This window comes from Ferrimonas balearica (assembly GCF_019802085.1).
GTDB classification, from domain to species: domain Bacteria; phylum Pseudomonadota; class Gammaproteobacteria; order Enterobacterales; family Shewanellaceae; genus Ferrimonas; species Ferrimonas balearica_B.
The window spans coordinates 183,241-196,374 of sequence record NZ_JAHVHV010000006.1 but is presented as its reverse complement, the minus strand read 5'-3'; the positions used below and the strand labels follow the sequence as shown (position 1 = coordinate 196,374).

The following is a 13,134-nucleotide window of genomic DNA, read 5'->3' as shown; positions in this document are numbered from 1 at the left end:
GCCTGGTGGCAATAGCGTTGTGGACCCACCTGATCCCATGCCGAACTCAGCAGTGAAACGCAACCGCGCCGATGGTAGTGTGGGGGTTCCCATGCGAGAGTAGGTCACCGCCAGGCACCCATTCAGAGAGAGGCCCATCCGCAAGGATGGGCCTTTTTCGTATCTGAAGATGGCTACACCAATCTGCTTCAGCCTCCTTCTGGACCGAAACTGAAGAAAACTTCCCGTTGGAGTCGGCGGCGGTTTACTCCCATGGTCAGTTGGGTTACATCTAACTCCATGGTGACTTTTTTCGGCTCTAATGCCCCGGCCGCGCCCAACCCGGATCGCGCCCTCGACGATTTTATCCAGCAGCATCCCACCCTGTATGGGGACCTCCTCTATCCCGCTTTCGATCTGCGCCTGCTGTACGACTACCTCAAGGTGGCGTGCGGTGATGAGGTGGCGAATCGGGTGCTGAGCAGTGTGGACATGGGGGCTCGCGAACTGGCGGAGCGGCAGTTTATCCTGGCCTGGCAGATGCTGCGGGCCATGGAGTTGGCGGCCGAGGTCTTGCCCGGGCCTGCCGCCGGGATCCGCTTCGGGGCCATCTTTACGCCGGAGGATCTGGAGGGGTTGCAGGGCCCCCTGTCCCACAGTCGAACCCTGGCCGAGGCCTATCACATCACCCGGGAGAACCCGAACCTTACCGGCAGCTTCACGGACAACCTGGAGCGGGTGGTGGACGGTGCCCTGGTGGTGCGCAGCATCAACATTGCCCAGATAGAACGTCATACCCTCCAGTTCGTGTTCGAGCAAGGCGTTGGCTCCATGCTGGCCATTGCCCAGGCTCTTACCGGTCACCCGGTGCGACTCAACTACGTCACCTTCTCCGCTTGCGGTGCAGAGACTCCGGAGGTGGGTGCCTATGAGACCCTGTTGGGGTGCCCGGTGCGCTTCGAGGGGGAATTTTTCGAGTGGAGCATCGACCTGGCGGAACTGGAAGCGCCGGTGCTGTGGCGACCCAGCGCGTCCGCCCTTCAGCAAGAGCAGACGCTGCCGGATCCCGATGATTCGTTGGTCAACCGCATTCTGGGTTTGTTGCTGAGTAACCCCGAGTCCCCCCCCACCCAGGAGCAGTTGGCCGAACACCTGGTGCTGTCCCAGCGCACCCTGCGTCGACGGCTGAGCGAACTGGGGACCTCCTATCAACGCATCCTCAATCAGGTGCGTTGCCAGCTGGCCATCGAGTGGCTGCAGCGGGGGGAGCACGACATTGAGTGGATAGGGGAACGGCTTGGCTTCAAGGATGTGAGCAACTTCCGCCATGCGTTCAAGCGCTGGGTGGGGAAGCCTCCCGGTGCCTTTCTCACCGAAGACCAACTCTAAGTCCCGGATTTCTGACTAAACTTGCTTTTCTGCTGACCCCGATTAACTCAGCGGAGAAGCCCTATTGGCTGATCGATCCCGCTCCCACAGCGCCGCAAAGCACGCCGGGCCCATGCCGTCATTGGCCCTCGGCGCCTTTTGGCTTGGTGACGCCTTTATCGACCCTGCCGCTCAGAGTGTGCGGGTCGGCGGCCAACAGGCCCGCCTCTCCCAACGCGCCCTTCAACTGCTCCTGGCCTTAAAGGCGAGCCCTGGGGAGGTGATCTCCCGGGCGCACCTGCGAGAGGCCCTGGGCAACGGTCAGCCCCTGTCCGATGGCACCTTGACCCACCTGATGACCGAGCTGCGCCATGCCCTGGGGGACGATCCCCAGCACGGCCGTTACATCGAGACCTGCCCGGGCCAGGGCTATCGACTCAAAGAGACGGCGCTGGCCTCCAAGGGTCACGGATTGGTGACCGGTGGCGGCTGGCGCGAACTGGCCACCTTAGGGGCGGAACTGCGCTCCAGCCGGGTGATCCAGGTCAGCGCCGGCTTCTTCATTGTGGCCTGGCTGCTGCTTCAGGTGGCGGCGGTGGTGTTCCCCATGCTGGACCTGCCCGCGGTGGCCTACAAGGTGGTGGTGCTGCTGTTGACCCTGACCCTGCCGATCCTGCTCTACGTCACCTGGGCCCGGGAGTTGAGGGCTCGGCGCCAGCAAGTTCGTCAGGGGGTAACGCCGGAGATCAAGCGCACCCTGCGTCGTCGCTCCGGTGCGGAAGCGGGGGCCATCCTGCTGTTGAGCCTGGCGGCGCTTGGGATCGGGGCCCACGTGTTTTACGGCCTCAACCAGCCTGAGGCGGCGCCCTCGCCACGGATAGCGGTACCGGCCCATTCGGTGGCGGTGCTGCCCTTTGTCAAACGCACCGACGTGGCCCTGCCCAACTACTTTGTCGAGGGGATCCAGGGGGATCTCATCACCAGCCTGTCCGCCACCGGTCAACTCAAGGTGGCGTCGATGCGGGCCACCCAGGATGTCAGCACCTCGGCGTCACTCTCCGCCCTTCGGGAGCGTCTGAGGGTGCGCTACGTCATTGAGGGGGCGGTCAGCCGCCAGGGCGAAGCGCTGCTGGTTCAGGTGCACATCAGCAGCACCGAGGATGGTTACCAGAACTGGCAGCAAAGCTTTACCGGCCGGGACGATGAGCTGCTCGAACTGGCTCAGCGGCTCTCCCGCCAGTTGTGGCTGGCTATGGGGATCTTACTGCCGGAGCTCGACCAGTCCGAGCCGGTGCTCACCTACACCCGGGACGTGACCGCCTATGACCACTACCTGCAGGCCCGGGCCCTGATGCGGGACACCCCTACCGAGGGGGCTCTGCAGGAAGCCGAGTCCCTGCTGCTTCAAGCCCTGGAGCGGGACCCGGAGTTTGCCATCGCCTCCGCGGCCCTGTGTGAGGATTACCTGCGGCTCTACATCAAGACCAAGGCCAGTGAGCAGTTCGACGCCGCTCAGCGGGCCTGCGAACACGCCAGTGACTTCCCCCTGAATCACCTGGATGCCCTGGCCACCCTGGGCCAGTTGCAGCGTTTGGCTGGCGACTTGCCAGGGGCGGAGCGCTACTACCGCCAGGTGCTGGCCGAACAACCGGACCACGCCGATGCCCTGGTGGGGATCGCCGCCCTGGCGGCCCGGCGTGGTGATCTGGTGACCGCAGAACACCACTACCAGCGGGCCCTGGCGGCAGAGCCAGGCTATTGGCGTCATTACCACCTCTACGGAGTGCACCTGTTCGGGGTCGGGGATTACGCCGAGGCCGCCGCCCAGTTTCGCCGGGTGACCCTGCTGCAACCGGCCTACGGCCCGGCCTTCAATAACCTGGGCGGGGCGCTGCTGCTGGAGGGCGACCTGGACGGGGCCATCGAGGCCTGGCGTCAGGCGCTGGAGGTGGCCCCCACGGCATCCACCTACTCCAACCTGGGCAGCGTCTACTTCTTCAGTGGCCTGTTCCCCGAAGCGGTGGCGATGTACGACTTGGCCCTGGCGATGCGGCCGATGGATTACACCTACCACGCCAACCGTGCCGATGCCCTCAAGCGGATCCCCGGCGAGGGGGGGGCCAGTCAGGCCGGCTTCCGAGAGGCCCTGGCCCTGGCTGCGGAGAACGAACGCATCAATCCCTCGGATGAAACCCTGCTGGTGCAGATGGCGCGCTACCAGGCGGAGCTGGGCGCTTGTGACAAATCGACAATTTATCAAGCCAGAGCAATGGCTTCGCCGTCAGATGACCCCTATGTTTACTATGATTTAGCCCTGGCCCAGATCCCCTGTGGCCAGCCAGAGGATGTGATGAGGTTTATTCGTCGAGCACTGGAGTTAGGCTACCCTTGGGCCCTCCTCGACAAGGATCCCCAGTTTGAACCCTATCGCGCCCACATCGACAGGTTACAACCCACCCTGTGACGATAGAGGAAGCGATGATGAACCGACTCCTGCTGCTGGCCGCGCTGCTGCTGAGCGCCGCCGCCCACGCCAACGACAAAACCCTGTATCTCCACTACAGCCTAAACGCCGACGGAAACTGTGCCCTGACCATCGATCGTGTGGACGACGGTCAGAACAGCGACCCGGACAGCGGCTGCACCAGCAGTAACGCCCCCCTGTGCGCCGCCGACAGCAAACCCGCCGCCTGCGTCTGTGGCAAGAAGGACGACAAGGTGAAGTGGAAGCTCAGCAAGGACAGCACCCTGGGGGATGGGGTGCAGTTCACCCTCACCTTTACCGCCCCCACCGACGCCACCGGCAAGGCGTTCTCGCCGTTCAAGAACGAGAACCAGTGCGGCAGTGAGTTCTCCTTCACCAACGCTCAGAACTGCACTCTGGGGGATTTTGCCTACTTCGATGCCCTGAGCTTCGAGTACCAGGTGGTGGCCAGCAATGGCGTGGCCCGGGGGGAGGAGGGATCCATCTACTGCGAGGCGGACCCCCGCATCGTGGTAGAGCAGTAAACCCGGCCCCGCAGGGCCGGGGCGGTCACTGGCTGCAGGTGCCCAGGCTGGGATCCAGGCTGTCGATCCATTGGCGGACCAGGGCCACGGCGTCGTCGTGGACCAGGGCCCGCCCGATGGGGGGCATCCGGTCCTTGGCGTCCAACTGGGCCATGCGGTAGGGCAGGATGGAGTTGGCGCCGTCACCGGGCACGATGTCGTAGTCCAGGCCGGCGGCCCCGCCGTCGTAGCCGGGGGGCTGCTTACAGATCCCGTACTCCATGGTGGTGTGATCCACGAAAAAGCCCAGGCGCAACCCGGACAGGCTGGCGAAGCCCTCCGGCCGGTGGCAGTGGGCGCAGTTGATGTCCAGGTAGCCCTTGGCCCGGTCGGTGAGGCTGGCCGAGCTGTCGTACAAATCCGCCGCGGTGGGGATGTCGTCCGGCACCCGGTCGAGCCAGCCTTTGGCCAGCCAGGCCTGCAACTGGTTGTCGCCGTCCTCGCCGGGACGGTTGAGCAGCCGCGCTTTGAGACCGATGGGGCTGAAGCGGGCCACCTCACCGTCGCTCCACTGGTGGCACTGCTTGCACTGGGGCTGTGACGGCACCTCGTAGTTGAAGCTCAGGGTCTGGTCTCTGTGGGTCATTTCGTGGGCCACCAGGGCGCCGGCGGGGGTGAACTGGGCCTCGTCCCCTTGCCACAGATAGGGCAGGGCCACCCAGCCGCTCTCCCGATGGATCAGCAACCGGGTTTCGATCAGCCGTTCGTTGTCCTCGCCGGACAGTGCGGTGTCCGAGGGCAGGGCGAAGGTCTTCACCAGCACGGTGCCCACCGGCAGCCCCAGGGTCTCGGTGTCGTGGTAGGTCATTTGACTGCCCGGGGGCAGAAAGAGGAAGCGGTACTTGCTGGCATAGTCGGAGAACAGCGCCGTGGTCAGCTGGTAGAGCTCACCGGGCTGGCGCGGGTCCCGGGTGGGTATCGCCGAGTCGACAAAGAGCCCGTACTGGGAGAGCCGCTCGCAGTTCTCCTGCATCAGCGCTTCCCAGTTCACTTCGCTGGTGGTGGCGTCACAGGGGGAGTCGGCGGTGGGCGGATCGGGATCCGGGGTCACCGGCGGGGGCTCGGGCGGCGTGGGTTCTGGGGTGGAGTCGCCACCGCCACCGCAACTGGCCAACCCCAGGATCAGGGGAATAAGCAGGTACTTCATGGATTGGGTTCCCAAAGAAAAAGGGCCGGCGAGTGCCGGCCCTTGAGGTGGCTTACTGGGAGCAGCTGGCCGCGGGCAGGCGGGTGATCCATTCGCGGATCAGGTCCACACCGGCGTCGTGGGCCAGGCTGCGGCCAATCTCCGGCATCCGGTCGCCCGGATCGGTGCTGGCCATGCGGTAGTGCATGATGGAGGACTCCGGATCACCGGGGACGATGTCGAAGCCCAGGCTGCCACCACCGTAGGCCACCGGCGACTTGCACTCGCCGTGGGCCTGCTCGTTGCCCGCGTAGGGACGCCAGTACTCCAGCTTGAGGCCGGTGTTGGAGGCGTTGCCCTCGGGGCGGTGGCAGTGGGCGCAGTTGATGTCCAGATAGCCCTTAGCCAGATCCATCACCTGGGCGTCGGTGGCGCCGGAGAGGTCGCCGTTGCCCAGCAGCTCGAAGGCGGGCACCGTCTGCACCGTGGCCAGGTCCGCCGGCACGCCGGTCAGGATGCCGTGGCCGGCCCAGTGGGTCAGCTGGTTGGCGCTGCCGTCGTTGTAGGCGTAGTCACCGTTGAGGTAGCGCGCCTTGGGCCCGATGGGCATAAAGCGGGCGATGCCGTCGTCGCCACTGAACTGGTGACACTGCTTGCACTGGTTGATGCTGGGCACCACGTAGTCGAACTCGATGGTCTCGCCCTGGTGCACCACGGACTGGTTCATGATGCTGCCGGGCTTGGCCAGCCCCGCTTCGTCCTTGGCCGCGTTCCAGACGTAGGGCAGGGCACTCCAGCCCGCTTCACGGTGGATAAGCAGACGAGTCTCGAGGATCTCCTCGTTCTCGTTGCCCGGGGTGGCGGTGTCGTCCGGCATGGCGAAGGTTTTCACCAGCACGGAGCCGACCGGGAAGTCGAACACCTCCTGATCACTGTACTCGGCCGCCTGGCCGCCGGGCACAAAGACGTAGCGGTACTTGGTGGCGTAGTCGGTGAACAGGGCGCTGTTCAGGTCGTAGGGCAGGCCGCCGCTGTTGGCCACCCCTTTGGGGTTGGTGCTGTCGGCAAACAGGTTGTAGTCGGACAGGTTGGGGCAGTTGGCGCCCAGCAGGGCCGCCCAGTTCACTTCGCTACCACTGGCTTCACAGAGGCTGAGGTCGCCGTCGCCCACCAGGCCGCCTTCCCCTTCGCCAATGCTGCCGCCGTTGCCGATGATCTCGCCGCCGTCACAGCCTTCGGTGTCGTCGTCGATGCCGCAGCCGAACACCTGGTCACCGAAGGTGACGGTGTGCACCGGCAGAGAGACCTGGGTACAGGCCATCAGGTTCTGCTGGCTGCTCTCGTAGAGCACGTCCGGGGTGGCCAGGTCACCCGCGGAGTGGTCGCCGGCGTAGAGCTGACCCAGGCTGACGTCGCCGTTGTTGGAGACACAGACGTTGTCGCTGCCGTCCTCGGCGAAGGGGGCTTCCTGGAAGTAGAGGCTGCCCATGGGGCTATTGGCGATCGCCTCCCCCATGCCATCGTACAGGATGGCCGGGAAGACCCCGTGGATCCCCTGGTAGGCTTCGATGATGTCGGTGATCAGGTAGCCGTTGGGGTTGCTGCCGCTGTTGCTGATGTCGTTATCGTGGATGTGCACGTTACGGGGTACCGCACGCCAGCCATCGTCGATCACCCCGCCGGGCATGGCGTAGTTGGGGATGAAGGCGCCCTCGATGTCCTGCTCGGCGATGAAGAAGCTCGTGGCGGTGATGGAGAGGGTGTCGTGGTCCCGGATGGTGTTGTTGAAGATCTCCACATCCCGGGTGGAGAGGATGATCACCCCGGTGCCCGGCGGCACGATGTGCACCCCTGCGGGGTTGGCACTGGCGTTGGCGAAGTTGTGGGTGTTGTTGCCTTCCACCAGGTTGTTGAAGATCCGCACGCTGCTTCCGTAGCGGTGGTTGCCGATGGGCAGGTCGAACACCAGGATCCCGCCGGTGTTGCCGATGGCCTGGTTGTCGTAGACGTCGGCGTACTTGGAGTTCTCGATCTCAATCCCCGCCACGTTCTCCTTGGCGATGTTGCGACGCACCACGATGTACTCGGACTGGCCGACGTAGATACCGGCGTCCGCGGAGCCGCGCACGTAGGTGTCTTCGATCAGGATGTTCTGACACTCCACCGGGTAGAGGCCGTAGGCGCCGTTGTCCTCGTCCAGATCCCCCTCCCAGACGGTGGCCAGTCGACGCAGGATGATGCCGTTGGAGTTTTTCAGCTTGATGCCGTTGTTCTTGGCTTCGTTGACGGAGAGATCCTGGATGGTGATGTTGACCGCGTTCTGCACGAAGATGCCGTCACCGGAGTCCGCCTGGGAGAAGTCCAGCACTGTGGCGTCCTGGCCGTAACCCATGATGGTCACGTTCTTGGCGAACACGCCATCGCCGTCGGCGTCGCCGTCAAACAGCAGGGTCCGGTCCAGCATGAAGGTGCCTTCCGGCAGCACGATCACATCGCCGCTCTGGGCGTTGATGAAGGCCTCGGTGATGTTGGCACCCAGGTTGTCCCCGGCTTCCACAAAGATGGCCCCTTCCGGGAATTCCGGTCCGGAGGGCTCGGGGGTGGTCGGGGGGGCTGGCTCGGTGATCTGAACGGTATCGTCGTCGCTGCCGCAACCGGCGAGGGTCAGGGCCACTGCTGACGCTAAAAGCGTAGGCAGCAACCAGGATGGCTTCTCCCGCATCTTGTTATCTCCACGTTATTGTTATGTGATTCGGTCGTAACTTCGAACACTCGTTTAATAAAATCAATGTGCGAAGTGGCCAACGTGGCGGACATGAGCCAATAACAAGGGCGCAGGAAATTGTGAAGCGGAGTAGAAAATGTGGACTTTGCTGGGCATTTGACCAAGGGTGGTGGCAATATCTACTGTTCGAACCAGGTCTATACCGATAAAAAAGTGGAATAAAACCATGAGCTCCGAAGCACAAGTGCCGCAAGCCGAAAATGGGCGTCTTGCCCGGGTACTGGATGGCATCGAACGGGTGGGTAACAAGCTCCCCGATCCCGCCATTCTTTTCCTTTGTCTGATGGTGACGGTTTGGGTGGTGTCCGCCATCTTTGCCAGCATGACCTTCACCGAGATCGATCCCCGTACCGGTGAAGCCGTCGTCATCAAGAACCTGCTGACTGCTGAAGCGTTAACCGGCTTCCTCACCAGCATGGTGACCACCTTCACCGCCTTCGCCCCCCTGGGCGTCGTGCTGGTGGCCATGCTGGGTGTCGGCGTGGCCGAACACTCCGGCTTCATCAACACCGCCTTGAAGAAGATGCTCAAGGTGACCCCGCTGAAGCTGCTGACCCCCGCCGTAGTGGTGGTGGGCATCATCTCCCACACCGCCACCGACGCGGGTTACGTGGTGGTGATCCCGCTGGCCGGCGTGATCTTCTACGCGGTGGGCCGTCACCCCATTGCCGGCATCATGGCCGCCTTTGCCGGGGTGTCCGGTGGCTTCTGCGCCAACTTCATCCCCTCGGCCATCGATCCCCTGCTGCAGTCCTTCACCCAGGCCTCGGCCCAGATCACCGATCCCAGCGTTCAGCTCAACCCGCTGAACAACTGGTTCTTCGCCGCCTCCTCCACCCTGCCGATCATCGCCATCATCTGGTACCTGACCGACAAGGTGATGGAGCCGCGCCTGAACAAGAACACCCCCCTGGACGAGGGCATCGAAGCCCCCGCCATGGACGAGATCAGCGACCGCGAAAACAGCGCCTTCCGCAAGGCCAGCCTGGCCATGGTCGCCGCCATGGTTGCTGTCGCCGCCATGGCCATCCCGGAGTCCTCCACCCTGCGTGATGCCGACGGCTCCCTGGCCAGCTTCAGCGCCCCGCTGATGCAGGCCATCGTGCCCCTGATCTTCATCTTCTTCGTCATCCCCGGCGTGGTGTTCGGTTACGCCAACGGCGCGTTCAAGAGCTCCGCCGACATCATCAAGGCGATGAGCAAGGCGATGGAAGGCATGGCCGCCTACATCGTGATGGCCTTCTTCTGTGCCCTCTTTATCGCCGCCTTCGCCCAGTCCGACCTGGGCGTGCTGCTGGCGGTGAAAGGCGCCAACTTCCTGAAGGCCATGGGCATGCCCGCGGGCGTGACCATCGTTGGCATGATTTTGCTGGTGGGCTTCGTGAACCTGTTTATGGGTTCCGCCTCCGCCAAGTGGGCCCTGATCGGCGCCGTGCTGGTGCCCATGCTGATGGAGCTGGGGATCTCCCCGGACCTGTCCCAGGCCGCCTACCGAATCGGTGACTCCTCCACCAACATCATCACCCCGCTGATGCCCTACTTCCCGCTGGTAGTGGTGTACTGCCAGAAGTACGTGAAGAGCACCGGCATCGGCACCCTGATCGCCGCCATGCTGCCCTACTCCCTGGCGCTGCTGGTGGGCTGGACCGCCTGGCTGCTGATCTACTGGACCATCGGCCTGCCGCTGGGCCTGGGCGCCTCCTACACCTACGGCATGTAATTGCCCGGGTGATACCGCCTAAAAAAGGGGCCGCACTTGCGGCCCCTTTTTTGTGCGGCTCATTCGGCAAATCGGTTGATTTCGGCGGGCAGGCGCCAAAATACCTCATAGCGGTCGCCGGGCTGGTCGGGGTCGGACAACAGGCGATGGCCCTGGGGGCAGCGGTAGTGCGGATGGTCATCCAGCGCCGCTTGGGGGTGGCGCCTCACGTCGTGGCCTTCATAGGGCTTACCACAACGTCGGCAATGCACCGTGACCTGCTCCTGCTCCATCAGTCGCCACAGGGGCCGGTGCAGGGTGTCGGCAAGCACGCTGGGGGTGGGGAAGGGAGTCGACCAGTCGGCGCGATAGCGCCGCAGCCAGTGGATCCCTTCGGGTCGGCAGCGTCCGCTTGCCTGCTCTAGCTGGGCGAGCAATGACTGGGTGTCGACCCGGTAGCGGTTGCCGCCGAAAACCACATCGAGGCTGGAGCCTGGTGGCGCGGTATCCTTGAGCTGGGCCCATTGGCGCTCGACCCTCGCCTGTCCGCTGGGGTATCGCCTCAGTCGAACCAGCGCGCGCAGCCCGCCGCCGGTCAGCAGCAAGGGCCAGAGCAGCAGCTCCCAAGCAGAGACGCGAACGTGCTCGCCGTAGCGCCACTCGAAGCGATCGAAATGGCGCAGGGCAAAACGCAGCCGAATCAGGCCGGCGACCAGCGTAACGTCCAGGTAGCTCAGAATCAGGATCAGGAAAAGGGTCATCAGCGTTCCTTGCTGAAAGGGGATGGCCATAACCTAAGCCATCCGCCGGGTAAGATCAGCCGTCGACCCTGCTCACGTACTCGGCCATCGCCTTGCGGCTGACCTTAAGCCCGCCATGGTGGCCGTCGCTGGGCCAGGGCAGGTAGCGGCGGGGGCGCATAAAGCGGGGCAGCTTCTTGAGCAGCCGTTTCTCCCACAGCTCCGGTTGCCAGGAGCCCTTGACCACCGCCACCGGCAGCTGGCCAAACTCCGTGTCCGCCACGGGCACCACCACCGCCTCCTCGACGCCGTCACAGCGCTTGAGCACCGCTTCGATCGCCTCCGGCTGCACGTTCTCGCCGCCGCTGATGAACATGTTGTCCGCTCGGCCCAGCACCTTGAGCTGCTCGCCCACAAACACTCCCAGGTCCCGGGTGGCAAACCAGCCATCGGCATCGAAGGGTTGGCTCAGTGCCCCGTTGGCGTAGTAGCCCATAAAGCGGCAGTCGCCCCGCACCTCAATCAGCCCCGCTTCGATGCGGACTTGCCTTCCCGCCAGGGGGTAGCCGGACAGGCCCTGATCGTTGGCGGGCCCGGTGGTGATCTGGCTGCCCATCTCGGTCATGCCGTAGCTGGTCAGCACCTTAAGCGGATAGGGTTTGAGCCGCGCCAGCAGTTGGCTGGGGATGGGGCCGCCGCCCAACAGCAGGGTGGTGACCGAGGCCAGCACCTGCTCGGCGTCCTTCCGCTCCAGCAGCCGCATCAGCTGGGTCGTCACCAGGGACAGGTGGGTGATCTTCTGGCTCTGCAGGTTGCTGGCCAGATCCGTCTTGTGGGGTAGCACCATGGTGGCGCCACAGGTCAGGCAGCGGAACAGGATGGCCATGCCACCGATGTGGAACAACGGCAGGCTCAAAAGCCAGCGATCCCCCCGGGCCAGGGGCGTTTGGTCGTGGCTGCCCTCGGCCGCCGCCAAATGCTGTTGCAGGTTGTGCATCGCCGCCTTGGGGTGGCCGCTGGAGCCGGAGGTGAGCACCAGGGTCAGGGGCCGCTCGGTGTCCACCTGCCAGGCCTCGGCACCCTGGCCGCTGACCAGGGTGAGGGCGCGGACGCCGGTGGGGGGCGTCGACTCGCTCCAGCACCAGCGGATGTCGAGCTCCTGGATCAGCCGGTCACGCTGGTCGTCGGGGAAGCGGGGCGAGATTGGAACAAACACCGCGCCCAGTCGCAGGGCGGCGAACAGCAACAGTACCGCCTCCTGGCGGTTGCTGCCCAGGTAGCCCAGGTGTTCGCCGGGGCGCACCCCCTGGGCCGACAGGTGATGGGTCAGGGCGGTGACCCGGCCATCCAGCGCTTCGTAGGTCAGCTGACCCTCGGGGCCACAGAGGGCCAGGGCATCCCCCCAGCGCCGGGCCGCGCTGTGCAGGGGGCAGACAATGCGAGTCATAGTGCGTTGAGCTCCGCTTCGGGGATCAGCGGCTTGGGCTGGCCCCAGGGGTTGGCGCTCACCAGGTCCGCCTCCAGGGCGGACAGGGTATCCAGCCCCGGCAGGCTATTGGGGGTCAGGGTCTGGGCCAGCCAGGCCAGCTGGGTGAGGCCGACGTTGCTCTCGAAGCTGGAGGATAGCACCACCGTCACCCCGTCCAGGGTGGCGGCCTCGGTCAGCGCCTGCAGGCGCGCCAGGCTGCCGATCAGCGTGGGCTTGAGCACCAGGGCCTTCACGCCGGGCAGCGACTCATACTCGTAGTCCGACGCCTGGGTGGTTTCATCCAGGGCCAGGGGCAGCCGGTACTGCTGATGCAGGCGCAGGCTGTCCACCAGGGTGGCACAGGGCTCCTCCACGTACAGCAGGTTCTCCCGGGGCACCGCCAGGGCAAACTCCGCGGCACTGGCGTAATCCCAGCCCCGGTTGGCGTCGATGCGCAGCTTGAGCTTGGGGTGGCGGGCCAGCAGGGCGAACACCAGGTCCAGCTCTTCGCGCAGGGGGGCCCGGGCCAGCTTCAGCTTGAGCTGCGAAGGCACTTCGGTCAGGGCGTCAAACTGGGCCAGCTGCTGCGTCGGTGTCCCGCTCAGCAGGGGTACGGTTGGGGGCAGCGTCAGGCGCCCCTCTCGGGTCAGTTGCCACTGGGCGCAGTCGTAGGCGAAGCGGGCGGCGGGGGGCAGGCTGTCCGGGCCGGTCTGACCCTGGGCGACCGCCATCAGGGCGTCTTGGCACTGGGCCAGAGATTCCCGGGAGAAGCCGGGCAGGGGGGCGCAATCGCCCCAACCCACGCGGTCGTCCTGAACCAGTTTTACCAGCAGCCCCTGGCGTTGTGACAGGGCCTGGCCCTGGAACCGCAGCGGCGTGTTCAGGGCCAGGGAGTAGGGGTAGAGGATCATCAAAGTCCCT

General features: G+C 64.8%; 9 protein-coding genes and 1 rRNA gene. 5 read left to right on the top strand and 5 right to left on the bottom strand.

Going from position 1 to position 13,134, the window contains the following annotated elements:
- Position 1 precedes the first annotated feature (1 nt).
- From rrf to KUV81_RS18935, 4 genes are all read left to right on the top strand, one after another.
- Positions 2-116: ribosomal RNA gene (gene rrf, locus KUV81_RS18950) — 5S ribosomal RNA — on the top strand.
- A 163-nt stretch (positions 117-279) separates the two neighbouring features.
- Positions 280-1,368 carry an AraC family transcriptional regulator gene (locus tag KUV81_RS18945; RefSeq protein WP_222545464.1) on the top strand — a complete coding sequence of 363 codons (1,089 nt, stop codon included), beginning with the start codon at positions 280-282 and terminating at the stop codon, positions 1,366-1,368.
- 64 nt (positions 1,369-1,432) lie between these two features.
- The gene (locus KUV81_RS18940; RefSeq protein WP_222545463.1) at positions 1,433-3,811 is read left to right on the top strand and encodes a tetratricopeptide repeat protein; all 2,379 of its coding nucleotides are present in this window, start codon (positions 1,433-1,435) and stop codon (positions 3,809-3,811) included.
- 17 nt (positions 3,812-3,828) lie between these two features.
- Positions 3,829-4,356, top strand: coding sequence for a hypothetical protein (locus tag KUV81_RS18935; RefSeq protein WP_222545462.1), 528 nt, complete (start codon positions 3,829-3,831; stop codon positions 4,354-4,356).
- A 25-nt stretch (positions 4,357-4,381) separates the two neighbouring features.
- Here the strand turns inward: KUV81_RS18935 and KUV81_RS18930 are convergent, their stop codons facing one another.
- Positions 4,382-5,542: an SO2930 family diheme c-type cytochrome gene (locus KUV81_RS18930; RefSeq protein ID WP_222545461.1), complete on the bottom strand. Its 1,161-nt coding sequence runs from the start codon at positions 5,540-5,542 to the stop codon at positions 4,382-4,384.
- Positions 5,543-5,594: 52 nt separating this feature from the next.
- A complete protein-coding gene (locus tag KUV81_RS18925) occupies positions 5,595-8,243 on the bottom strand; it encodes a parallel beta-helix domain-containing protein (protein ID WP_222545460.1) in 2,649 nt (882 codons plus the stop codon).
- A 229-nt stretch (positions 8,244-8,472) separates the two neighbouring features.
- Between KUV81_RS18925 and KUV81_RS18920 the strand changes: the two genes are divergently transcribed.
- Positions 8,473-10,026 (top strand): AbgT family transporter, encoded by a 1,554-nt coding sequence (locus tag KUV81_RS18920; protein ID WP_222545459.1) that lies wholly within the window; start codon positions 8,473-8,475, stop codon positions 10,024-10,026.
- A gap of 59 nt (positions 10,027-10,085) precedes the next feature.
- On the opposite strand, the gene KUV81_RS18915 is transcribed toward KUV81_RS18920, so the two are convergent.
- From KUV81_RS18915 to menC, 3 genes are read right to left on the bottom strand one after another with little or no spacing between them, the layout of a single operon-like run.
- On the bottom strand, positions 10,086-10,766 hold the full coding sequence (locus tag KUV81_RS18915; RefSeq protein WP_222545458.1) for a hypothetical protein: 681 nt from the start codon (positions 10,764-10,766) through the stop codon (positions 10,086-10,088).
- Between the two features lie 55 nt (positions 10,767-10,821).
- The gene (gene menE, locus KUV81_RS18910; RefSeq protein WP_222545457.1) at positions 10,822-12,192 is read right to left on the bottom strand and encodes an o-succinylbenzoate--CoA ligase; all 1,371 of its coding nucleotides are present in this window, start codon (positions 12,190-12,192) and stop codon (positions 10,822-10,824) included.
- On the bottom strand, positions 12,189-13,124 hold the full coding sequence (menC, locus tag KUV81_RS18905; protein WP_222545456.1) for an o-succinylbenzoate synthase: 936 nt from the start codon (positions 13,122-13,124) through the stop codon (positions 12,189-12,191). The genes menE and menC overlap by 4 nt, the downstream gene beginning before the upstream one ends.
- Positions 13,125-13,134: the final 10 nt, after the last annotated feature.

What these genes read in the sequence shown, in the direction of transcription:
- KUV81_RS18945 (WP_222545464.1), top strand. Translation starts at nt 280, where the DNA reads ATGGTGACTTTTTTCGGCTCTAATGCCCCGGCCGCGCCCAACCCGGAT.
- KUV81_RS18935 (WP_222545462.1), top strand. Translation starts at nt 3,829, where the DNA reads ATGAACCGACTCCTGCTGCTGGCCGCGCTGCTGCTGAGCGCCGCCGCC.
- KUV81_RS18930 (WP_222545461.1), bottom strand. Translation starts at nt 5,542, where the DNA reads ATGAAGTACCTGCTTATTCCCCTGATCCTGGGGTTGGCCAGTTGCGGT.
- KUV81_RS18925 (WP_222545460.1), bottom strand. Translation starts at nt 8,243, where the DNA reads ATGCGGGAGAAGCCATCCTGGTTGCTGCCTACGCTTTTAGCGTCAGCA.
- KUV81_RS18920 (WP_222545459.1), top strand. Translation starts at nt 8,473, where the DNA reads ATGAGCTCCGAAGCACAAGTGCCGCAAGCCGAAAATGGGCGTCTTGCC.
- KUV81_RS18915 (WP_222545458.1), bottom strand. Translation starts at nt 10,766, where the DNA reads ATGACCCTTTTCCTGATCCTGATTCTGAGCTACCTGGACGTTACGCTG.
- menE (WP_222545457.1), bottom strand. Translation starts at nt 12,192, where the DNA reads ATGACTCGCATTGTCTGCCCCCTGCACAGCGCGGCCCGGCGCTGGGGG.
- menC (WP_222545456.1), bottom strand. Translation starts at nt 13,124, where the DNA reads ATGATCCTCTACCCCTACTCCCTGGCCCTGAACACGCCGCTGCGGTTC.